The 22,722-nt window shown below is 50.2% G+C and carries 21 protein-coding genes and 1 pseudogene; 3 read left to right on the top strand and 19 right to left on the bottom strand.

Annotated elements, in window-relative coordinates; genetic code table 11:
* Nucleotides 1-47: 47 nt before the first annotated feature.
* Genes NQ534_RS06390 through NQ534_RS06400 form a run of 3 tightly spaced genes read right to left on the bottom strand, consistent with a single transcriptional unit; the run spans nucleotide 48 to nucleotide 2,256 of the window.
* Nucleotides 48-725 (bottom strand): CpsD/CapB family tyrosine-protein kinase, encoded by a 678-nt coding sequence (locus NQ534_RS06390; RefSeq protein ID WP_006861391.1) that lies wholly within the window; start codon nucleotides 723-725, stop codon nucleotides 48-50.
* The gene (locus tag NQ534_RS06395) at nucleotides 701-1,489 is read right to left on the bottom strand and encodes a YveK family protein (protein WP_006861392.1); all 789 of its coding nucleotides are present in this window, start codon (nucleotides 1,487-1,489) and stop codon (nucleotides 701-703) included. Before NQ534_RS06395 ends, NQ534_RS06390 begins: the two co-directional genes overlap by 25 nt.
* A 41-nt stretch (nucleotides 1,490-1,530) precedes the next feature.
* Nucleotides 1,531-2,256, bottom strand: coding sequence for a CpsB/CapC family capsule biosynthesis tyrosine phosphatase (locus NQ534_RS06400; RefSeq protein ID WP_040782697.1), 726 nt, complete (start codon nucleotides 2,254-2,256; stop codon nucleotides 1,531-1,533).
* A 260-nt stretch (nucleotides 2,257-2,516) separates the two neighbouring features.
* Here NQ534_RS06400 and NQ534_RS06405 point away from each other — a divergent pair, with 260 nt between their 5' ends.
* Nucleotides 2,517-2,792, top strand: a complete 276-nt coding sequence (locus tag NQ534_RS06405) for a helix-turn-helix domain-containing protein (protein ID WP_040782773.1) — start codon at nucleotides 2,517-2,519, stop codon at nucleotides 2,790-2,792.
* A gap of 302 nt (nucleotides 2,793-3,094) precedes the next feature.
* Here NQ534_RS06405 and NQ534_RS06410 read toward each other — a convergent pair.
* The 7 genes and pseudogenes from NQ534_RS06410 to NQ534_RS06440 all read right to left on the bottom strand — a co-directional run.
* Nucleotides 3,095-3,304, bottom strand: a pseudogene (locus tag NQ534_RS06410) (class I SAM-dependent methyltransferase); the annotation flags it as partial.
* Nucleotides 3,297-3,653 (bottom strand): MmcQ/YjbR family DNA-binding protein, encoded by a 357-nt coding sequence (locus NQ534_RS06415; RefSeq protein ID WP_006861397.1) that lies wholly within the window; start codon nucleotides 3,651-3,653, stop codon nucleotides 3,297-3,299. The pseudogene NQ534_RS06410 and the gene NQ534_RS06415, both read right to left, overlap by 8 nt.
* A gap of 91 nt (nucleotides 3,654-3,744) precedes the next feature.
* Complete coding sequence (locus NQ534_RS06420) at nucleotides 3,745-5,091, bottom strand: RNA/DNA-binding domain-containing protein (protein ID WP_040782700.1); 1,347 nt, start codon at nucleotides 5,089-5,091, stop codon at nucleotides 3,745-3,747.
* 179 nt (nucleotides 5,092-5,270) lie between these two features.
* Nucleotides 5,271-6,116 (bottom strand): SIR2 family NAD-dependent protein deacylase, encoded by an 846-nt coding sequence (locus NQ534_RS06425; RefSeq protein ID WP_006861399.1) that lies wholly within the window; start codon nucleotides 6,114-6,116, stop codon nucleotides 5,271-5,273.
* Nucleotides 6,088-6,867, bottom strand: coding sequence for a protein-ADP-ribose hydrolase (locus tag NQ534_RS06430; RefSeq protein ID WP_040782704.1), 780 nt, complete (start codon nucleotides 6,865-6,867; stop codon nucleotides 6,088-6,090). The genes NQ534_RS06425 and NQ534_RS06430 overlap by 29 nt, the downstream gene beginning before the upstream one ends.
* Before the next feature lie 57 nt (nucleotides 6,868-6,924).
* Nucleotides 6,925-7,320, bottom strand: coding sequence for a pyridoxamine 5'-phosphate oxidase family protein (locus NQ534_RS06435; protein WP_006861401.1), 396 nt, complete (start codon nucleotides 7,318-7,320; stop codon nucleotides 6,925-6,927).
* 238 nt (nucleotides 7,321-7,558) lie between these two features.
* The gene (locus NQ534_RS06440) at nucleotides 7,559-9,097 is read right to left on the bottom strand and encodes a nitrite/sulfite reductase (RefSeq protein ID WP_040782706.1); all 1,539 of its coding nucleotides are present in this window, start codon (nucleotides 9,095-9,097) and stop codon (nucleotides 7,559-7,561) included.
* A gap of 171 nt (nucleotides 9,098-9,268) precedes the next feature.
* On the opposite strand from NQ534_RS06440, the gene NQ534_RS06445 reads away from it, so the two are divergent.
* Complete coding sequence (locus tag NQ534_RS06445; RefSeq protein WP_006861404.1) at nucleotides 9,269-10,615, top strand: MATE family efflux transporter; 1,347 nt, start codon at nucleotides 9,269-9,271, stop codon at nucleotides 10,613-10,615.
* Between the two features lie 95 nt (nucleotides 10,616-10,710).
* On the opposite strand, the gene NQ534_RS06450 is transcribed toward NQ534_RS06445, so the two are convergent.
* A complete protein-coding gene (locus tag NQ534_RS06450; protein ID WP_006861405.1) occupies nucleotides 10,711-11,994 on the bottom strand; it encodes a galactokinase in 1,284 nt (427 codons plus the stop codon).
* A gap of 214 nt (nucleotides 11,995-12,208) precedes the next feature.
* On the opposite strand from NQ534_RS06450, the gene NQ534_RS06455 reads away from it, so the two are divergent.
* The gene (locus NQ534_RS06455; RefSeq protein WP_006861406.1) at nucleotides 12,209-12,976 is read left to right on the top strand and encodes a lysozyme family protein; all 768 of its coding nucleotides are present in this window, start codon (nucleotides 12,209-12,211) and stop codon (nucleotides 12,974-12,976) included.
* Between the two features lie 73 nt (nucleotides 12,977-13,049).
* Here NQ534_RS06455 and NQ534_RS06460 read toward each other — a convergent pair whose 3' ends face one another.
* The 8 genes from NQ534_RS06460 to NQ534_RS06495 all read right to left on the bottom strand — a co-directional run bounded on the left by NQ534_RS06460 (nucleotide 13,050) and on the right by NQ534_RS06495 (nucleotide 22,690).
* Nucleotides 13,050-14,063: an aromatic acid exporter family protein gene (locus tag NQ534_RS06460; RefSeq protein ID WP_006861407.1), complete on the bottom strand. Its 1,014-nt coding sequence runs from the start codon at nucleotides 14,061-14,063 to the stop codon at nucleotides 13,050-13,052.
* Between the two features lie 106 nt (nucleotides 14,064-14,169).
* Nucleotides 14,170-15,012, bottom strand: a complete 843-nt coding sequence (locus NQ534_RS06465) for an Mrp/NBP35 family ATP-binding protein (RefSeq protein WP_006861409.1) — start codon at nucleotides 15,010-15,012, stop codon at nucleotides 14,170-14,172.
* Nucleotides 15,013-15,151: 139 nt separating this feature from the next.
* Nucleotides 15,152-16,549 (bottom strand): CAP domain-containing protein, encoded by a 1,398-nt coding sequence (locus NQ534_RS06470; RefSeq protein WP_050778290.1) that lies wholly within the window; start codon nucleotides 16,547-16,549, stop codon nucleotides 15,152-15,154.
* Between the two features lie 217 nt (nucleotides 16,550-16,766).
* On the bottom strand, nucleotides 16,767-18,386 hold the full coding sequence (locus NQ534_RS06475; RefSeq protein WP_006861411.1) for a peptide ABC transporter substrate-binding protein: 1,620 nt from the start codon (nucleotides 18,384-18,386) through the stop codon (nucleotides 16,767-16,769).
* Nucleotides 18,387-18,645: 259 nt separating this feature from the next.
* The gene (locus NQ534_RS06480) at nucleotides 18,646-19,698 is read right to left on the bottom strand and encodes an ABC transporter ATP-binding protein (protein ID WP_006861413.1); all 1,053 of its coding nucleotides are present in this window, start codon (nucleotides 19,696-19,698) and stop codon (nucleotides 18,646-18,648) included.
* Nucleotides 19,695-20,693 (bottom strand): ABC transporter ATP-binding protein, encoded by a 999-nt coding sequence (locus NQ534_RS06485; protein ID WP_040782708.1) that lies wholly within the window; start codon nucleotides 20,691-20,693, stop codon nucleotides 19,695-19,697. Before NQ534_RS06485 ends, NQ534_RS06480 begins: the two co-directional genes overlap by 4 nt.
* A gap of 13 nt (nucleotides 20,694-20,706) precedes the next feature.
* Nucleotides 20,707-21,759: an ABC transporter permease gene (locus NQ534_RS06490; RefSeq protein WP_006861415.1), complete on the bottom strand. Its 1,053-nt coding sequence runs from the start codon at nucleotides 21,757-21,759 to the stop codon at nucleotides 20,707-20,709.
* A gap of 13 nt (nucleotides 21,760-21,772) precedes the next feature.
* Nucleotides 21,773-22,690 (bottom strand): ABC transporter permease, encoded by a 918-nt coding sequence (locus tag NQ534_RS06495; protein ID WP_006861416.1) that lies wholly within the window; start codon nucleotides 22,688-22,690, stop codon nucleotides 21,773-21,775.
* Between the last annotated feature and the right edge of the window lie 32 nt (nucleotides 22,691-22,722).

Below are 22,722 nucleotides of genomic sequence, written 5' to 3' on the forward strand. Positions count from 1 at the left end.
TCCCCTCAGATGCTTCCGAAAGAATGATTGTCCTCATGTTTTTTCTGTTATTTTTTATAATAGTCTCCGTAGTACCTTCCATATCCGTAGCCTTTGCTCTTTCGCTCCACCTTGTTTAACACTGCCCCCAGGATACGGCACCCGCTTTTTTCAATCTGCTCCTTCCCGCGCTTTGCGAGATGATAGCTGGTGACACCGCTTTCCACTACATAGACAACACCATCACATTGCTTTGCAACAACAGCGGCGTCAATTACACTTCCAATCGGCGGAGAATCCACAAAAATATAATCATATACCTCCCGCGCGCCATCCAGAAGTGCGGAAAACTTTCCATTTCCGAGAAGCTCACTCGGATTCGGCGCAGCCGCACCGGAAAGAATAATATGGAAATATGGTATATTCGTCTGACAAAGTACATCCCGCAGCTCTGCCGTTCCCGCCAGGAAATGACTGAGCCCCTTCACCGTGCGGTCTACACCATATCGGTACTCCAGAGTCGACTTTCGATTATCCGCATCAATCAGAAGGACCTGCTTGTTATCTTCCGCAAATGCCTGTGCAAGAGAAAACGCCACCGTAGATTTTCCCTCGTTCGGCATGGAGCTTGTGATCGCGATTGCTTTTATATCTTCCCCGCAAAAAGTAATATTTGTCCGCAGCGCCTTATATGCCTCACGCGATACAGAATCCATTGTTCTTAATTTTTCAAATGCAATCTGCATACTGACGCCCCCTGATGCTTTTTCTTCCTCGTCTTTTTTCCTCCGGAATCCGGTATATGGTCATCTTTCTCACTCTTCGGAATAACGCCCAGCATATTCAGTCCGAGATATTTTTCTATATCTTCCTCCGTATTAATCGTGTCATTCATTATAAATGCGGAAATGACAGACACACAGGAAATAATAAATCCCGCCAGAGCTCCCAAAAACGTATTTTTCATAATACTTGGGCTGTCCGGATACTGGCTGACATATCCATTCTGGATAATATTGGGTTTCGCCGAATCCATGACTTCTGCCGCTGTATCAATCAGGATGACTGTAAGCTCGTCGACGATCCGCTTCGCACGCTCCGCGTCTGAATCGGAAACGGTTATCTTCAGAATATGTGTGTCCGTTGTATTCGTCACCTCGATCGCCTTTTCCAGATTTTCGTACGTCATATCCAGTTCCAGATTTTCAATTACCTGATCCACAACCGGACGGCTTGTCGCAATCATCTGATAGTCTGCTGTAAGTGCCGTTCCTACCTCCATATTTACAAGAAAAGAGACGTCCAGAGAATCTCCGACGATATAAATCATGCTTGATGAGCTGTACATCGGTGTAATCAGTATTTTCGTCACGGTAAAAGCTGCTGCCGCGCCTAAAATGACCGCAAAAATAATGACCTTCATTTTATGCAGCAGCGCATAAAAGAGCTCAATCAGATTTATTCTGATTTCATCATTTTTTAATCCCGGATTATTATTTATTAGTTCCATCTGCTTCTTGTCCTGCTCTCTCTTTATTATCTGAATTTTTCTCAGATATATTGATTTCTTATAAGCGCCCCCGCATTCTCCCGGAACAGACTGCTCTGGTATTCTCCAGAAATGTGTCCGGTCATCCATGTCGCAGCCTTCCGGATTGCCGGAGTCCTGTACTGCATATCATGTGCATCCGTACCGAGAAATGTAATCATCCCGTTTTCAACCAGTTTCCTGCACCATCGCGTATGTGGATGGAGTGAATTTCCGAGCACACCGCCAGCGTTTAATTGAAAGCAGGCATCCAGCTCCTTCAGTTCCAGAAAAAGCTCCGGCTTTCCTTTAAGACTCTGGTACCTCTCTACATGCGCAATGACCGGAAAAAGCCGCATCTGCCTCAGTTCTCTCACCGCCCGGTAAATTTCCCTGTAGCTGGCAGAAGTATCAAATTCCACAAGAAGATACCTTGTGCCGCACATCGTATGTATTTTCCCTTTGCGTATATCCTCCGCTACTCCCGGCGTATAATACACTTCATTCCCCAGATAAAGATGCAGCTCCCTGAATGATTCTCCTGCCTTTGCCTGCAGCTTTGCAAAAAGCTGGTCCAGGTCTTCCGGCCGGTACTGGTTTTCTCCCCGGACATAATGAGGCGTAAGAAAAAGATGCCGGATCCCCTCGTCATATGCCATAGAAAGCATCTTCATGGAAACCTCCATATTCGGCGAACCATCGTCAACTCCCGGCAGAATATGGCTGTGAATATCCACAAATCTGCACAAACCTAAATCCTCTCCTGTTTACATAGTAACTTATTAATTTACAACATTTTTAACAAAAAACGCTTTTTAGTCATCTTTGGGATAATTATATACGTTTTCGCATGTTAGTGTCAATAAAAAATACCCATCTTTGAGGTAAAAATGGAAGGAAATATGGGAAATATGAAAAAATGAACAGAAATAAAAAAACAGGCGTAAAAAGCAAAAAAATATGCGCCATACACAGGACACATATAAGAACGCACAAAAGGGGCTGCATTATGAAATTATATCCATACAAAAACGGAAAATATAATGCTTCCGGATGTAAGATCCGGGAGCTTCGTAAAAAATCGAATCTGTCTCAGGAACAGCTTGCCGCAAAACTGCAACTTGCCGGACTAAATATCAATCAGAAAGCTATCAGCAGGATTGAAACAGGCGACCGGGTTATTCCGGACTTTGAACTATTATATATTTCTAAAGTTTTAAGCTGTTCTATATCTACACTGCTTGAAGCCGATGAAAATGAAAATAAAGAAATATCCGGCGTCTGATGGGCGGCTGGACCAGATGCCAGAATGGGAGCAAAGAAACGGCACAGCCGCAATAGACGGGTCCGCAAAATACCGGGGCGATCCGAATAGCTGTTTTCGAGCGGAGATCCGGATTCCATGCCTCCATTTTTCGGCATTTTGGCATTTATTTTTTCGGTAATTTGGCAGTAAATTTTTCGGCATTTTGGCTGATTATCTTTCGGTATTCTGGCATTCCAAGTATCCCGTTACCCGCTTAACATTGGTACCGTGGAAATGCACTGCCAGATATAGCTTTTGGAGCCATCCGGACCTGTTTTCTGTTATTTCTTTTTCGCTGACACCAACAGCATCATTGGGCGGCGCATTTCGTCCCTCATCCCGGCAAGGTCCATCATTTCCTCTGGCGGCTGCGGTTCTATGACATGCTGGAGCGTAAATCCGTTTTTCAGCAGCGTTTCCAGATATGTCGTCAGTGTTCTGTGATATTTGGTCACTTTTTCGCCCAGGAATATTTGTTTTCTTTCACGTTCTGCCCTCCGCTTGCGGGCGCTTCCCGGTAATCAAATCGTAGCTCTCCGCAATCATCCTGCGGATTTCTTCATCCGGAACAGTCCCGTCCAGAATAATGGAGTTCCAGTGCTCCTTGTTCTGATGATATCCCGGCAGCACAGATGGATAAGCTTCTCTCCAGAAATCGCGCCACTGCGGGTCCACCTTTACATTCACCCATATGTGACCGTTTCTTTCATATGTCCACGCAAATGCTTTTTTGTTTCTGCGGTAGCGCAGAAGCACCCAGTTTTCATCATGAAACGGCGCGTCCACATATACCTCCGGAAACGTCAGACCAAAATCCAGCACTTCTTTCCGCTCTTTCATCAGAAATCTCCTTTCCTTTTACCAGGCTCATAATTGCTGCAATATTTCTCCGATATCCCCCGGTGTGTAATATTTATTACGCATCATTTTATTATTTAATAACAGTGTAATTGGTGTTTCTTGCTTTTCCATTCTGCTTTAGCAGGTTGCTTTTTACCATTTTCCTAAGAACTCTGGAAGCGGTAGACGTGCTTACTTCAAGCAATTTGATTACATCATTTCTTGTAATAGCGCCATGAGAGCGGGCATATTCCAAGACCCTTTCTTCATTGCCCAGGCTTTTTTCGGTCCCGGCAACAGAGCCTTTGATTGATTCTGCTTTCGGTGCAGATACCTTTCCCGTTTCATATTTCGCATTAATGTTAGGCAGTATGATTTTAAAGGCATTTTTGGTTGTTTCAATCGAAGGCTTTTCTTCCACATCTTTATATGCCCTCATAATCTTTCCCATTCCAGTACCGTAAGCCTCAATCAGATGTAACCGGTAGAATACGTTCGCAAGGTCCTGATTTCTGCATACCGAAATGCCTACCATAATATCCTCCAGGTCAATTCCCGGCATCAGTCCGCCAATAGATACAAATTCAATCCGGTCAGCATAAATACTGATAAGCGAACTTGCGCTAAAGGAATAATCCCGGTGAACCAGCAGATTCAGCAATGCTTCCCTGACGGCGATTTCCGGGTAATCCCTAACATCAATTCTATACAGCTTTTCTATGGTTGCACGGGTTTGATTACGAAAGTCAATATAATCATAAACCTCATTCATTTGCTGCATCAGCGACCCGGCAAATTCCCGGCGATCCTTAAAAATTGTCTGATCTGTTCCCTGAAAAACAGCGACTTTAATCGTATGGACGCATTGTTCGGACAGAAGCAGACCTAAGTTGGTATAAAGATTATCGTGGTCAATCAGCTTCAAAGTACGCATTTGCTGTAAGCCAAACTCCACTTTCCGAAGAGCAAATTCCTTTTTTGCAGCTTCAAAGGTGAGTTCCTGATTTAAGCAGCGCATAGCCTCAAAACGGTCTCCATCCGTTTCCTTAATCATACGGCGGATCGCCGTGTCGGTGGCAGGAACAGAAGAATATCCCTGTCTGACATATACGCCCTCCGGACGCATCCCCTTTTTAGCAATATAATAGGGGCGGTCCGTTCCACGCTGAACTTCCACCGCGACAATTTCTTTGCCATCTTCCTCTATTGTTTTATAATGCAGAAACATCGTCACATCGGGCTTAATTGCATCCCTTACCATATTGCTGATCTGCAAAGAAACACCGTCAGGATCATCAAGTCCGGCTACTGTGCCATCATCCCGGATGCCAATATACAGTTTGCCGCCATCACAGTTCGCAAAAGCAATGATTTCCTTTTTTATATCATCTACGACAGCTTCCTTCAGCTCTACGGTTTCACTCTCCCGAAAAAACATAGCGCCAGCTCCTTTATGCATTCGTTGGATATATTATATCAAATCGGGTCAATCGAGTCAATATAGCTGACTCGATTATGACCCGATTTGATATGATATTTCCATTATTCCTGTAATTGAGTGAAATCATAAACATCCAAAGAAATGCTGTTTTCAGATGTAGAATAATATTTTCTGTCTTATAATTGCTGCAATATTTCTCCGATATCCCCGTTGATGCAGATGGAGCGGTCTGCGATTTCTTTTGGCGCGTAAGCCTGCCCTTTATTGATGCAGACATAAACCGCCTCCTTATTCTCCGCCGTCATCTGCCAGAACGGATACTTAATTATCCCCGGTGTATTCATGCCAACGCCAAGCTCCAGAAGCAGCATTTTAAGACCGCTGTGCCTGCGCAGAAAGTCGGAATAGCGTTCACCTGCACGATACCAGCCGTCATCCTGGACAAAGGTACTGTCCGCCCTCAGATTCATCGTCATTGGCTTTCCACAGACGGGACAGCGGGGAATCAGCTCCGTTGGCACCTTCTCATCCGCCTGCTGCTCTACCATGCCGCGGATAACCTTTTCATTATCATAAGTTGCATTATGACAGGGCACACTGCACTGAAACAGGCCGTAATCACCCTGCGTGTAAAACAGCCGCTGCTTGTCAAAGCCTGCCTTCTGGAACTGGTGGTCAACGTTCGTCGTAAGCACAAAATAATCCTTATCCTTCACAAGCCCGTACAATCTTTCATATGTCCCGTTATCCCTGTCGAGATAGCGGTTGATAAAGACATATCTTGACCAGTACGCCCAGTATTCTTCGGGGCTTTCAAAGGGATAGAAGCCTCCGGAGTACATATCACGGATGCCATATTTTTTTATGAAATCCGGAAAATTTTCCTCAAAGCGTCTGCCTGTGTAAGTAAACCCTGCCGATGTGGACAATCCGGCGCCGGCTCCGATAATTACCGCATCCGCATTTTGCAAAAGCTCCTTTATGCGGCGGATATCATCCGAGCAATTTTTTGTAGATGTCATAATCTTCCTGCTTGAAAACATTGAATATCACCTTTTCTATCTGTGTGTCTGTCTGCAGAAAATCTGTAACTGTCCGCACGGCAATTTCCGCCGCTTTTTTCTGCGGAAAATGAAACTCTCCCGTGGAAATACAGCAGAATGCAATACTTTTCAGTCCTTTATCAGCGGCAAGCTGCAGGCACGACCGGTAGCAGCCTGCAAGCTGCTTTTTGTGTGTTTCCGTGAGCATTCCCGTCACCACCGGTCCCACGGTATGAAGCACGTAGCGGCACGGGAGATTATAGGCGGGCGTAATTTTGGCCCTGCCTGCCGGTTCTTCGTACCCCTGCCTGTTCGTAATCTCATCGCACGCCAGACGAAGCTGTATGCCGCTGACACTGTGAATAATATTATCCACGCAGGAGTGACAGGGTATGAAGCAGCCCCGCAAAGCACTGTTGGCGGCATTTACAATGGCGTCAGACTTTAATGTGGTGATATCGCCGCGCCACAATACCAGGCGGGCATCCAGAGGAGATACCGGCAGCGTAGCGCTGTCAGTCACTCCTTTTTCCATCACTTCTTCGCTTAAATATTCGTCCTGGACCGCAAGAAAACGGTCGCCTGCCGGACGGGGAGGGCGGATATTCATCAGACTTCTGAGAAGCCTTTTTTGCCCGCTCTCATCCGCCGGTATCCGCACCTCTCCCTGCTGCGGCAGCTCCGCAAGCAGTTCTTTTATCAGATATTCCCGCTTTTCTTCGTGTGTCACCTCTGTCACTCCTTTCCCCGGAAGCTTTAAGCTGCCGCCGGATAAACCGGCATTTTCTTAAAATTCATAAGGCGGATTGCCGGAGAAATCCGCGATTACGCCATGAGGCTCCTCCAGATAGAACACCTCAAAGACCGGATTGTCTGCGGTCTGGTACTGCCCTCTGACAATCGGATTTTCCATGCACATTTCCTTTGCCGCCATGTTGTTTTCAAACACCGCTCTGCCGTGCAGACGAATCCATGCATAGGACGGGCTGGAAACAGAAATTTCAATCCAGGGATTTTCCTGCATATCCCAGAAAACCTCCTTTGTGTTGTTGGTACAGAACCACAGCTTTCCGTCCATTTCCCCGGAAAACATGAACGGACGACACTTTGCCTTTCCATCACGTCCTACGGTTGCCAGATACTGGACAGGATTCTCCTTTAAAAATTCAATCACTTTTTTCATTGCTTTTCCCTCCTTACGCTCCTATAATAAGACGGTATTGCCATTTCGTAAAGTAAGCACAAAATTGTGCCATAGTTACCTGCAGGATACCATGAAAGGAGCGCAGGATATGGAGACAACAAAAGATTCTGACGGCGATTATCACATGGTTGCTCATTCCATAAAGTCTGTACAAAAGACCCCGATGCAGACACATCGGGGTCTTTCGTTCTCTCTTCAATTCTTTATCAGGTCTTTTTCAATATAAATACTTCCCGGCAATTTCTTTCAGCGCCTCCGGCTTTTTCGCAAACCACGCATCAAACGTCGTTCCTTCCGCCTGGATAGTCTGTCCAAGCTCCACGAAGAATGCCGGCATGTCCTTCTGGAGCATCATGCCCCACTGCTCACCAAAGCGCTCCTCACCTTCCGTGTCGCTTCCATTTACATGGAAAGTGAACGCCGGTTCCAGTACGCCGTCCACGCGCTTTGCGCCGCCGTGGAAGCCAAGCGTTCCAATCTGATGCGTACCACAGGAGGAGGTACAGCCCGAAATGTGGATCCTGGGCAGTACGCCGTCCGCAAAGTCGTGCTTTCTCACTTCGTCAATAATCTGCCTCAGCGCTCCCTGGGAATCACGCAGCCCGATCTGGCAGATGGTTGCGCCGATACAGGATACGGATGTCTCAAAAAGATTCTGTGCGCCGTCGTCCGTCACTGCCAGAACCGCCTTCGCCTCGTCACCGTTCAGATTGATGATGTAAATCGTCTCATCCGGCGCAATACGCACCTCGACTGCTTCCATATCCTTAATTGTCTCATAAAGCTGTGCGAATTTTGTCACTGCCGGAATGCCGCCGATGGGATGGTAAGCAACCGCATAAAGCCCGTCCTGCTTCTGGGCTGTCACACGCTTATCCGAAACTGTCGTGCCGTTTCCGCTCTTTGCGACCGCTTCCGCCGTCACGTCAATATCAAGCTTTTCACTCTTCTTCACTTCCGCCAGCTTTTCCAGGTAAGCCGCCTTGTAACCGTCCACGCCCAGGCTCTCCTGCATGTAGCGGGTCCTGGCTTTGCCGCGGTTCTCGTAATTGCCGTGCGCCACGAAGGTGTTCACCATCGCTTTGATATAATACAGAATTTCGGTCGGCGGCACCTGCTCCGCCACCTTCACGCCCATGCGCGGATTGTTACCAAGACCGCCCGCACTGTATACATCAAAAGTACCGTCCGCTTTCGCCACAAATCCAAGGTCGCGGAAGGTGGCGTGCGTTTCGTTCGCCGGAGAGTTGGAAAAGCCCACCTTCAGCTTTCTCGGCATCTTCACGGTCTTGATGAAGCCCATCAGATAATCGGACGCCGCCTCCGCATAGGGCAGCACGTCAAAATACTCGCCCTGCTCTACCCCGGAAAGCGGGGATACCATCACGTTTCGCGGGAAATCTCCGCCGCCTCCTCTGGTGACGATTCCGACATCCAGCGCCTTTTCCATGATTCCACAGACCGCCTCTGCGCCCAGATTATGAAACTGGATTGTCTGGCAGGTCGTAAAGTGGGCTTTCTCTACACCATACTCTGCAATCGCATCTGCCACGAATTTCAGCTTCTCTTTTGTCAGTCTTCCGCCCGGCATCCGCAATCTGAGCATGCTCGCTTCTCCGCCCTTCTGCGCATAGCTGCCGAAACCGCCGGAAAAGCCTTTATATTCCTTCATGCTCACTTCTTTTGCATAGAATTTTTCTGTTATATCCCGGAATTCTGCCATATCTTCTCTGAACTCCTGCATCAATTTTTCCATACCAATCTCTCCTGTCAATTTATTTGCGGCAGCTCCGCCGCAGTTGTCTATCATTATTATAGTGAAATCGCTGCGAAATATCAATGTTTATTTCCGTTTCAAATATTTCAAATATTTCTTGACTTTACAATTATTGTAGAGTATAAAATTGGAGCGAAGGAGGAGCAGGAAATGGAAAAAACACAGAATCAACTGACAGAAGGAAACATTTTGAAAACACTGCTGGTATTTGCAATTCCTTTTCTGATTGCAAATATTCTGCAGTCACTGTACGGCGCAGTGGATTTATTTGTAATCGGAAAATACTGTGATGCCGCCAGCGTGGCGGCGGTCTCCACCGGAACGCAGGTGACGCAGATCGTCACCAGTCTTGTCACCGGGCTTACGCTCGGAAGCACGGTAATTATCGGGCAGTATATGGGACAGAAAAATTACCGGCGTGCCGCGCAGACCATCGGCACCACACTGACTGTGTTTGCCCTGGTCGCCATACTTCTGACCATACTGATGCTGGCGTTTGAGCGCCCGCTGCTTGAGCTGCTCTCCACACCGGCGGAATCCTTTGAGCTGACCATGCAATATGTTGCAATCTGTGCCGCCGGCAATCTTTTCGTCTGCGGCTACAACGCCATCAGCGCCATCCTGCGCGGCTATGGAGATTCCACACGCCCGATGATTTTTGTGGCAGTCGCCTGCGCGCTCAATATTTTTCTGGATTTTGTTTTTGTAAAGTATATGGGACTTGGCGTCAGCGGAACCGCGCTTGCCACAGTGATTTCCCAGGCGGTCAGCATGGTCTGCGCCATTATTTATCTGAAAAAATCCAGCTTTATTTTTGATTTTAAGCTAAAGAGCTTCCGTCCGGTTCCCGCGCTTGTCCGGGAGCTGGCGGTTGTCGGCATCCCGATTTCTTTCCAGGAGCTGATGATACGCATTTCCTTTTTATATCTGATGACGGTTATGAACGGCTGCGGCGTCTACGCGGCGGCGGTGGTTGGCATTTCCAGCAAATATGATGTGTTCGCCATGCTGTCCGGCACCTCTGTCGCCAATGCGCTTGCCGCCATCACCGCTCACAATATCGGCGCAGGAAAGCCGGAGCGCGCGCGCAGGTCGCTCTGGTACGGATTGTCCTTCGCATTGTGCGCCGCCTTTTTGTTCTGGCTCTGGGCGCAGCTTTCCCCGCAGTCGATGATTCGCGTATTTTCTGACGATGAGCAGGTCATCGCCGCCGGTGTGCCGTTCTTTCGCTCCAACAGCTATGACTACCTGCTTGTCACCATTGTATTCTGCCTGAACGGCTACCTGAACGGCCGCCAGAAAACCGTCTGGACCATGATAAGCAGCAGCGCCGGCGCACTGCTTCTGCGCATCCCGCTGGTTTATCTGTTTGCGAAATACTTTGGTGATAATCTTGGAATGCTCGGCCGCATCGCGCCCACGGTATCCGGTATCATGGCGTGCTATACGCTCGCCTATGTGCTGTATGAGGGAAGGAAATCCCGCCAGAGGACATAATTTCTGAAAAACCGGCGCAGCCTTTGCCGCGCCGGTTTCATCTGTAATTTTCTCTGTTTCTTCTGAGCCCCTTTCTGAGAAGGGCAGTCCCATCTTTACAGCTCCATATGAATGGCGCCGTATTTGCGGATAGTCATTTTATAAACGCATTTGTCGTTCAGCTTTTCTTCGATATATTTTGTGAAGTCCGCGGTGTATTCCTTCGGAAGGATTACCATGATTACCCCGGCAAAGCCGCCGCCATGAATACGGCAGGCGCTTTTTTTGATGCCCTTGCGGTACAGCTCTGTCAGCGCAAGCGCCACACAGATGGCCTGCTCCTGCGGAGTCTCGATGCAGTAGCAGTTCTGCAGCCATTTCCAGGAGGAATCGCCGGATTCGCAAACCAGACGCAGGAAATCGTCGTAGCGTTTTTCCTTCAGCGCCGCCACTTCCTCGTCTACGCGGGTATTTTCGTTATAAAAATGCAGCGCGCGCATCACGCAGCGGTCGCCGAGCGCCCCGCGGAGCTGCGGAATATTTTCCAGTAATTTTTCATACGGAACTTCCGCAAGAACCTCTTTTCCAAAATACGCAGCCACCTTTTTCATTTCCACCGGAACAGCGGAATACTCGTCGCTCATATTGGCATGTCCCTTTCCGGTGTTCACAATCAGAAGGTCGCAGCCAATCTCGTCCAGACTGAAATCTATCTTTTCTACCTTCGGATTTTCGTTATCCGCAAAGTCAATCGTCACCACACCGCCGCATGCACATGCCATCTGATCCAGCAACCCCGATGCTTTTTTCCAGTAAACATTCTCCGCATAACGTCCCGCGTGCGCATAATTTATGACATTCATCTGATTATCATTAAAGAAATAATTCAGAATCGAGCAAATCAGCATTTCGAAGGAAGCAGATGAGCTGACACCCGCCGCGCTGATAACATTGCTGGTAGTAAAAGCGTCAAAACCGCCGACAGCGAAGCCTCTCTCCTTAAAGCCTGCCAGAATGCCCTTTATCAGCGGCACTGTGCCGGTCGTTTTTCCATCCGACTCCAGCTTGTCCAAATCAATCGTGAAATCCTGATGGAAGGTCTCGCTGATAATACGTATCTGATTGGAATCGTTTTTACGCGCCGCGCAGATGCAGTCCTGGTTTACGCTGCCCGCAAGCACCTTTCCATGATTGTGGTCGGTATGATTGCCCCCGATTTCCGTGCGTCCCGGTGAGGAAAACAGTTCAAAATCCACGTCCCCGAAATTTTTTACAAATCCCGCCGCAAGGTAACGGTAACGCTCCATGTTCTCCTGCACATTGTCTTTTCCGTATAAATCGGCAAACAATTCCGCAGCGCTGCTTTTCTCCAGCGCCTCTGCTATCTGATTCTGCTTCATTAGGCTTATCCCCCTTGATTATTTTATCAGCGGACATTCTGCTATGCCTGCGCCGCAACAGCCCCCGTTACCGTGCACTGCGTTCACAACAACTTCCCGGTAACATTGGCGCAAGTTAAGAAAACCTTTCGTTTACAGCCGCCTCTCCTTCGATTATAATGATTTCAGACAGAAAATACAACTCCAATATGAAAAAAGTAACAAAGGAAAACTTATGACCATACAGAAGAAAACGGCTGCAAAGACGAAAAAAGCAGCCGGAAAAAGTAAAGAACATCCAAAGGAAAAAACAAAAGAAAAAACGAATGGCAAAACTGCCTCCAGTGCCGCCCGCCGAACGGGAAAGCGTTCTGCCAGGAGCAAAGCCTCCTCTTCTGCGGCATCTGAGCTTCGCAGGAAGCAGGTGGCAAAACAGCGCATCCTTCTCGGATGCGCGGCGCTGTTTGTCATCCTTTTTCTCACGCTGATCCTGCCCCGCATCACACACCACCGGGAAAGCAGCGGCAGACTGGTGGGCGTCAATTCCGACGTCCTGCAATATTCTGACGCGGTCGCCGCACAGTGCAGGGAATTCGGCATTTCCGAATATTCCAACCTGCTGCTGGCGATGATGCAGCAGGAAAGCTCCGGACAGGGAACAGACGTTCTGCAGTGCTCAGAGAGTCCCTTTAACACGGAATACCCCAACACGCCGGGCAGCATCGCCGATGCCGCTTACTCCATCCGCGTGGGCGTCGAGACCTTTGCCTACTGCCTGGACATGGCGGAGTGCAAAAGCATTTCCGATACAAACGCGCTGAAGCTCGCCCTGCAGGAGTACAACTTCGGCAACGATTACGCCGGGTGGGCACTGGAAAATTACGGCGGCTATTCCGAGGAAAACGCCCTGGAATTTTCCGAAAGGATGAAGGCGCAGCTTGGCTGGGAAACCTACGGCGACCCGCAGTACGTATCACACGTCCTGCAGTACATCAGGCTGTAGCGCATCCGCCCTGCTGCGCGTCCGGCAGAGTTTCGATGCTTCCGGAACGCCCGCTTTGCAGAAGCTGCTGCCACTACTGCTCGTTTTCCCAGTAATGACGGCGCCGGGTGTCATCCATATCCTCAACAAAACGCTTTTTAAATACGAGGAACTCCTCCAGATCCATCAGAATATGGTACAGCAGAGCGCGGCTCTCAAATTCTTCCCGGCTGACCGGCAGCGGTTCCTCCTTCATCGACAGAAAAATATCGTCCAGCTTTGCGAGCTGCACTGTGGGAATATTTTTTTCCGTTACATAATCCGCTGTGTCCAGCACAAACTGCGCAATTACCTGCGCCTGCACGGGCATGTGACGGATTTTTTTCATTTCATAATGCAGGTTATGCAGTACCCCGCACTGCTGCAGGCGCATTTCAAAATAATCAATATAATATCCCGGATGGGAATGGAAGGTATTATCCTGGTACTCGTGCGCATCCCGGATAAATCCGCGCAGCTTTCCCTCCAGCACCACAATATCCTCCCAGACATCCCTCTGCATATCCCGGCAGGAAAGATAGGCGGCAATCTCACCCATGATCATCTGAAGGCGTTCCTCCGTATAGCGCATATTCTGAATAAGGTCTTTTTTATGCACCCGGTTGTTGTGGAACAGGTTCAGAAACAGCGCAATGGAAATGCCAATCAGAAGAAGACAGAATTCATTCCAGATTGCCTCCGGCCGGAAGTCGCGCGTCTCCAGGAAATGGGTGCCGATCACCGCATTTACCGAAAGCGCCGCCCTCCAGCCAAAGGCTTCGCAAATCAATGTCATGGCGAACAGAAAAATACCGTATGCCATCCAGGCGCTTTTCAGCCGCGAAATGGTAAGCCAGGCAATAAATACCGCAATGGCGAAGGTAATCACACGGAAACCGGACAGCCGCACTGTCTCCCACTTCGTCGTGACGATCGTGAGCATGGCGATGCTGCCCGCGGACGCTGCAAAGGAAAGACCGAGCGTCTGCGCAAGCCAGATGGCAAAGCTGCTTCCGATTGCTATTTTCAGTGCCTGCAGCACCGGTTTCCATAATTGTCTGTTCGCCATACCCGCCTCCCGCAGCCCTGTATTTTCCGGGCAGCCGTTTTTTCTGCCGCTCCGGGGTTTCCCGCTGCCCCGTATTTTTCAAATCTTCCGCACACAAAAACTCTGTTTACTTTCCGGATGCCGTAAGCGCCCGGTAAGCCTCCTCCAGATACGGATTCTGCGCTTTGGCAAACCCTCCGTCCGCCAGCGCCGCAAACTGCGGGTCGATCGGCATCTTGCCGAGCACCTTCAGCCCCATACCCGCTGCTACTTCGTCGATATGGCTCTCTCCAAACACGGAAATCTTCTTTCCGCAGTCCGGACATACCAGCCAGCTATAATTCTCCACGATGCCGAGCACCGGAATATTCATGGTTTTCGCCATATTGTAGGCTTTCTTTACAATCATCTGCACCAGCTCCTGCGGCGAGGAAACAATCACGATGCCGTCCACCGGCAGGGACTGGAACACCGTCAGCGGCACATCACCGGTTCCGGGCGGCATGTCCACCAGAAGATAATCCAGCTCGCCCCAGATTACATCGCTCCAGAACTGCTTTACCACGCCCGCGATGACCGGTCCTCTCCAGATTACCGGTGATTCCTCATCCGGCATCATAAGGTTGATGGAAATGACCTTGATGTCGTTTTCCGTGATCATCGGATAAATCCCCTCGTCGTCCGCCACCGCCGGTCCGCGGAGCCCGTACATTTTCGGGATGGACGGTCCGGTAATATCCGCGTCCAGGATACCCACGCGGTAGCCCTTTGCCGCCAGCATGTTTGCCAGGGAAGCCGTCACCATCGATTTTCCGACGCCGCCCTTGCCGCTCACCACGCCAATTACATTTTTTATCTCGGAGTACGCGTTTGCGTCTACCTGAAAGCTCTGCTGATTCTGCTTGCTCGGACATCCCTCACAGCTTTCTCTGTCGCAGCTCGATGCGCTGCTGCATGATTTCTCTGCCATTTTAAAAACCTCTTTTCTTTAAAATCTCATCCGGCATGTACCTGTCACGCCGTCGATGCGCCGGACAAAACGCCCCGCACACATGTAAATTGATTGTATGACAAAACACCGGAAATTGCAAGGTAAAGGAGCGACTTTCCTACTTCACCCTGATGGATTTTACTGTGCTGTAGCTCCCGTAAATCTTATTTCCGAGCGCATCCGTTGTGTACGCTCTCACACGCACATAATATTTTGTGTTTCTTCTGAGATTTTTAAACGTTCCGGAAATCTTGCTGCCGCTTGTGACATTGCCTTTCTTTGTCGTGCCGGACGTAAATTTTTTACTCGTCGACACGAAAACTTCATAGCCCTTTGCCCCGGAAACCTTCGCCCACTTCACCGTCAGGCTGCCGGATTTTGGCGTAAGCTTTGTGATCGACGCTTTCTTTACGGTAATCTTCGACCAGCGCGCGTAAAGCGTCTGCGTCTTGCCCTTCGCAATCTGCACGGTTGTCGATGACGTCACCTTGCTGCCGCCGGATTTGCCCGTGTACCAGCCTTTAAATGTGTAGCCTTTGCGCACAGGAGTGGGCAGCTCCCCATACTTCTTTTTGTAAGTGACGGTGCGCTTCTGTGTTTTGATGTTTTGCGTCTTTGACAGCGAGCCCCCGTTGGCATTTAAAATCAGGCTCCGGCTGTCTGCATCGCTCACTTTGAACGTCATCGGACAGCTCCAGCCCGGATACTGCGGGTGCGAAATCGTTACCACCGCTGTTCCCGCTTTTACTCCTTTCACATTTCCGGCGCCATCCACGGTAAGCACCGCCGGATTGCTGCTTTTCAGACGGAAGTCCTTCCACAGCAGCTCGACCGGCTTAATGCTGCCGCCGTCGTAAAACAGCAGCGTAAGATTTTTCTTATCGCCCTTTTTCAGCGCCAGCGCATTGATGGAGGTTCCGTCAACTCCGGTGATGAAAAGATTTCTGGCATCATATAAATAATACTGGTGAAGATTTATCCGCATCACCGTGCTTTTATCCGCCGGCTTTGTCCCTGCGGACGCGCTTCCTCTGCCAAAGCACTGCACCCAGTACAGCGTGCCGTCATAGTTGAAGCAGCCGATGCCGACGCTGCGAAAATCCCCTTCAATCATATTTGCATAATGGCCCGGAGAATTTTTCCACGACGTCACGACCGCAGACGCGCTCCTCTGCCCGGCGGCAATATTTTCCCCGCTCATCTTCGGCGACGCCGAGTAGCAGTCTGTACCGTCCGGTCTGTCATGGGCGAACAGTATGGAAATCTCCGCTGCCCGCTGCATTGCCGCCGCCATCAGATCCTTATCCATTGCAAGCGGCTCCACGCCCCGCTCTGCACGGACCTGGTTCGTGTATGTCAGCACCTGGTACGCTTTCTGATACTCCAGCCTTCCCTTCACAAACACGTCTACAGTCTCATCCTGCGCCATCGCCGGAGCTGCCGCCAGCAATATCAGCAGCAAAAACAGTATCCCGCCCGTCAGATATCTGACAGGTCCTCTTTTTCTCTGTTCCATCCTCATTCCTCCCCTTTTTGCGGACGTCTCCGGACCGCCTGCGGCTCTGAGCGTCCTGTATCTGCGTTTCATCTTCTGTCATTATCATAGCACAAAAGCTGCCGCGAAGCCATATGAATTTGCTTCGCGGCAGCCTTTTATACATTTTTCCTGTTCGCACCGGTTACTGGAACCGCTGCATATGATTGCCTGTCTGAACCGTTGCGGTTATCTGACCTTATTCTGCAATGTCAGCATACATGAAGTGCCAGTAGCCGTATGCGGAATGCCAGGAACCTTCGATCTTGCTGCTCTGCAGCCAGAAGTCATTGTAGTATGCCAGCGGGCAGCATGCGGATTCTTCCATAAGGATATCCTCTGCCTCGTGAAGCGCTGCGGAGCGCTCTGCTGCATCTGTCGTGCTTCTTGATTTGTCCATAGCCGCATCGTAATCTGCGCTGTTGAACTTACCATCGTTGTTTCCGTTGGTGGAGTACAGAAGGTCAAGCATGTTGGACGGGTCTGCATAGTCTCCTACCCAGCCGTTACGTGCGATTTCGAAATCGCCGCTGCGGCGCATCGGTGTGAAGCTGGACCACTCTACGATATCTACTTCCAGGGTAACGCCGATCTCTTTCCATGCCTGCTGCAGATACTCTGCAACTGCCTTGTGGTAACCGGAATCGTTGGTGCTGTAGTGCAGAACCGGCAGTCCCTCGCCGTTCGGATAACCAGCTTCCTCAAGAGCTGCCAGAGCGCCCTCGATATCAGCGGTTGCGCTCATGTACGGTTCGCCGCCGTTTGCATTCTCTTCAAAGGAGCTTCCGTCTGTGTCTACCCAGCCCGGTCCGATGAAGTTGGTAGCCGGAGAGTAGGTTCCCTGCATCAGAGTATTTGCAACATATTCTCTGTCGATCGCCAGATTCAGCGCTTTACGTACCAGCGGGTTGTCAAGCGGCTCAACCTGTGTATTGTAGGAAATGTAGTAGGTACCGATAATCGGCTCTACATGGAATTCCTCGTTGCCCTCAAGGCTCGGAATTTCCTCGGTCGGAACATCCTTGATCATCAGAACTTCGCCGCTCTGATATGCATTGTAGGATGCGTTGGAATCCTCGATCAGGTTCCATTTGATGCTGCCAAGCTTGATTGCGTCTGCGTTCCAGTAGTTCGGGTTCTTGCTCATGATGATGTAGGAACCCGGTACCCACTCGGTTACCATGAACGGACCGTTGGAAACGTAGGTGGAAGCATCGATTGCCCATGCATCGCCGTTTGCCTCAACGGTTGCCTGCTGAACCGGGCTGAGGGTTGCGAATGCTGCAAGGCTCTCAAAGAACGGACACGGAGCGGAAAGCTTAACCTCCAGCGTCTGGTCATCTACTGCGGTAACTGCCAGCGCATCAAGGTTGCCCTCGATCGCCTCATCAAAACCTTCTACCATACCAAGTACGGTCTCAGCATACGGAGCTGCTACGTTCGGATCGCATACACGCTTCCAGCTGTAAACGAAATCGTTTGCTGTAAGGTCGCTTCCGTCGGACCATTTCAGTCCCTCACGAAGCTTGAAGGTCCAGGTAAGACCATCATCTGATACGCTCCACTCTTCTGCCTGTCCCGGTGCGATCTGACCATCCTGGTCAATCGTGAGAAGGCACTCGAATGCGTGCAGAATCATGTTTCCACCGTCTACCGCGCTGTTCAGAGCCGGGTCAATGGTTTCCGGATCCGGACCAACCTGAACGGAAAGCTGCTTGCCTTCTGCCGCCTCTTCTGCCGCTGCAGTCATCATGGTACCGCCAACCAGAGAAGCGGTCATCACTGCTGCGAGAAGCATACTAATTACTCTCTTTTTCATGTTATCCTCCTTTAAATCTTTTCTCTATGCGCGCTTTTCGCGCCTGCATATGCTTTACTATAGCACAGCAGTGCATTTTTGTCCATAATGAATCGTTTAATTATTAACTTTTGTTAAAATTTATTCTACATGCACGCATGCACAGCCTCCGGGACCGGGTTTTATCTTTTCTCTTTCAAGCCATGCCGCCTTCTTTCGCTTCGATTAATGCTTTCACGCAAAAAAGGAGAGGCGTTTCTCATCCTCTCCTGTTTCTCTCTTAATTTACTTTATCAAGGTGATGACATGCTGCGAAATGCCCTTTGCTTACCTCCTGGAATTTCGGCACCTCGGCGGCGCACTTTTCCGTGGCGTACGGGCATCTGGTGCGGAACCGGCAGCCCGAAGGCGGATTTAAGGGGCTTGGCACATCGCCCTCCAGCACGATTCGCTTATTTTCCCGCGCTATTTTCGGGTCGGCAATCGGAATTGCCGAAATAAGGCTCTTTGTATAAGGATGCAGGCTGTGGAAAATCAGCTCGTAGCTGTCCGCCAGCTCCACCAGCTTTCCGAGATACATTACGCCGATACGGTTGGAAATATGCTTGACAACCGACAAATCGTGCGCAATAAACAGATACGTCAGTCCGAGCTGCTCCTGCAGATCCTCAAACATATTGACCACCTGCGCCTGGATAGAAACGTCCAGCGCGGAAATCGGCTCGTCACAGACGATAAATTTCGGGTCTACCGCAAGCGCGCGGGCAATGCCGACACGCTGGCGCTGTCCGCCGGAAAACTCATGCGGATAACGGTTGGCATGCTCTGAGTTCAGTCCCACCCGCTCCAGCAGGCTCTGTATCTTATTGTAGCGCTCCTCCTTTGAGGACGCCAGCTTATGAATGTCGATTGCTTCCCCGACGATGTCTCCCACCGTCATACGCGGGTCGAGGCTGGCATACGGGTCCTGGAATACGATCTGCATTTCGCGGCGGTACGGCTTCATATCCACCGCCGTCTTTCTGCCATACTGTGTTTTTCCATCTACCGCAATGTCTTTTCCATTATCGTCCATCAGCGGCACATCCCCGCTGTCAAAAAGCACTTTATCGTCATAGATGATACGCCCCTTCGTCGGCTCATACAGCCGCAGCAGAGAACGTCCGGTCGTCGTTTTTCCGCAGCCGGATTCCCCGACAAGCCCCAGCGTCTCTCCCCTGCTGATGGAAAATGACACATCATCTACCGCCTGCACGTACTTTTTCTTTTTTCCGAAGCCTCCGGCCGGAAAGTACTGGTAAAGGTGTTCGACCTTAAGTAATTTGTCGCTCATTTCGCGCTTCCTCCTTCCAGCTCTGCCTTCTGGTTCATCCAGCAGGATGTATAATGTACGTCACCAAAATGCGTAACCGGCGCCTTTTCACGCAGACAGATCTGCATACACGCATCACACCGGGACGCAAACGGGCAGCCCTTCGGCGGGTTCAGCATATCCACCGGCGTTCCCTCAATCGGAACAAGACGCTCATGCTCTTTGCTGTCCATACGCGGAATGCTGCGAATCAGCCCCTTTGTATACTCATGCTTCGGGTTATAGAAAATATCATCCGTCGTTCCATACTCTACAATATTTCCGGCATACATGACTGCAATGTGGTCGCACATGCTCGCTACCACGCCAAGGTCATGCGTGATCATCATAATCGCCATGCCCAGCTTTTCCTTCAAGCTCATCATCAGCTCCAGAATCTGCGCCTGGATGGTCACGTCGAGCGCCGTCGTCGGCTCGTCCGCAATCAGAAGCTTCGGCTCGCACGCCAGAGCGATCGCAATCATCACACGCTGGCGCATACCGCCGGAAAGCTCGTGCGGATATTGCTTCAGACGCTTTTTCGGCTCGTTGATGCCCACCAGCTCCAGCAGCTCCACCGCACGCTCCTGCACTTCTTTTCTGCTCTTATCCGTGTGAAGCTTAATCACCTCGCGGATCTGGTTTCCAATCGTGTAGACCGGATTCAGGCTGGTCATCGGGTCCTGGAAGATAATGGAAACCTCGTTTCCGCGCATCTTGCGGAATTCCTTTTCCGTCATATCGTTGATGCGGTGCCCGTTAAAATCCAGCGTACCGCCAAGCAGCTTTCCCGGATACGCCGTCAGTCCCATGAGACTGTACGCCGTTACCGATTTTCCGGAACCGCTCTCGCCGACGATGCCGAGCACCTCGCCCTGTTTAATGTGAAAGGATACGTCGTTCAGCGCTTTCACTTCCCCCGCCGGTGTGAAGAAGGAGAGGCGTTCGTGTTCAATATTTACCAGATATTCACTCATCATTATTTCCTCCCTAGTTCTTCATCTTCGGGTCAAACGCGTCGCGCAGACCGTCGCCGAGCAGGTTAAAGCTCAGAATAATCAGACTGATAAGTATCGCCGGGATAAACAGCAGATACGGGTACGTGTTCAGACCGTTGATCGCATCGCTGGCAAGGCTTCCCAGAGACGGCATCGGCACCGCCACACCAAGTCCCAGGAAGCTTAAAAAGCTCTCCGTAAAGATAGAGGACGGAATCTGCAGCGTCGTTGTAACGATCAGCGTACCGATACAGTTCGTCAGCAGATGCTTTTTAATAATTCTGGCATTCGACGCGCCAAGCGCCCGCGCCGCAGTCACATACTCGCTCTCCTTCAGGGTGAGGATCTGGCTTCGCACCATACGCGCCATACCGCCCCAGTACAGAAGCGCGAATACGATAAAAATACTGATAAGGTTGCTTCCAAGTGTCTGCACCCAGCCAAAGCCCGGCAGCGTGCCAAGCTTCTCCAGCGGCGCCTTTAATGCGAACGACAAAAGTACGATCAGCAGAACGTCCGGTATCGTGTATATGACGTCGACGATCCGCATCATGATAATATCTACCCAGCCGCCAAAGAAAGCAGCGATAGAGCCGAACAGGGAACCGATAATCAGGATGATAACGGCTGCCACCAGTCCGACGATCAGGGAAACACGGCTTCCCATCATTACACGGATAGCATAGTCGCGACCATGCTTATCTGTACCGAAGACATGCGGGAATACCTTTTCCCCGGCGTCTATGCGCGCCTGCTCCTCCTCGGAATACTCCATCGGGGCCAGATGCTCGCTTCCCCGGATCTGCTCCTCATAGCTGTACGGATAAAAAGACGGTACAACAAAGGAGAAGAACATGATAATAATAACCGCCGCCAGGCTGACCATCGCCACCTTGTTTTTCAGGAGACGGCGCAGACCATCCTTCCAGAAGCTGACGCTGTCGCGCATCACCACGAGGCTCTCTTTTTCCTCGTCAGAAGCGGGAAGGAAGTCCTCCGGACGGATTCTTGCCTGAAAACTCAACGGATTCGGATTTTCTTTCATTTGCTTTCCCTCCTTACTTCAAATTAATACGCGGGTCTACGATCTTGTAGACAATATCCACTACTACATTCATCAGAATCATCAGCGTCGCCAGGAAAATCGTGGTTCCCATGATAACCGTATAATCACGGTTGGTAATAGAGCCGATAAATTCTCCGCCCAGACCCGGAATCGTGAAAATCTTCTCCACGATAAAGCTGCCTGTCACGGTATAGGCAAGCAGGGGTCCCAGGTATGTGATGACCGGAAGGATTGCGTTTCTCAGCGCATGCTTAAACAGGCTGACAAACTGGCTCAGCCCCTTCGCCCGCGCCGTGCGCATGTAATCCTGTCCAAGCACATCCAGCATAGAAGAGCGCATCAGACGGGTAATGTACGCCGTCGGATAGAACGCCAGCGCTGTCACCGGCATGATATAATGCTTCCAGGTACTTAATCCCAGCGTGGGCAGCCACCCCAGCTTTGCCCCGAATGTGTACATCAGCAGCGTACATACCACAAAGTTCGGCACGGCAATTCCGCAGGTGGCAATAACAATGATGATATTGTCCCCCACCTTTCCTCTCTTCATCGCTGACAGACATCCGAGCGGCACGCCGACACAGAATGCCACCAGAACCGCCAGTCCGCCGATTCGGGCGGATACCGGGAATTTTGTCGCAATAATAGATGAAACCGTACGTCCGCGCTGCTTCAGGCTGTCCCCGAAGTCTCCGTGGAGCGCATCCCACATGTATGTACAGTACTGCTCAAACAGCGGCTTGTCCAGCCCGTACTTTGCCTCCAGTGCCTCCATCGCCTTCGGACTGACTGCTTTTTCTGATAAAAACGGACCGCCGGGTACCATATTCATCAGAAAAAACGTCAGGGTCGCAACTAACCAGATTGTCACGACTGCCATGCCCAGACGTTTACAGATGTATTTAACCATCTTCCTTCCTCCTGTCTGTAAATAATCATTTT

The sequence above is a fragment of the Marvinbryantia formatexigens DSM 14469 genome (assembly GCF_025148285.1).
Classification (GTDB): Bacteria; Bacillota; Clostridia; order Lachnospirales; family Lachnospiraceae; genus Marvinbryantia; species Marvinbryantia formatexigens.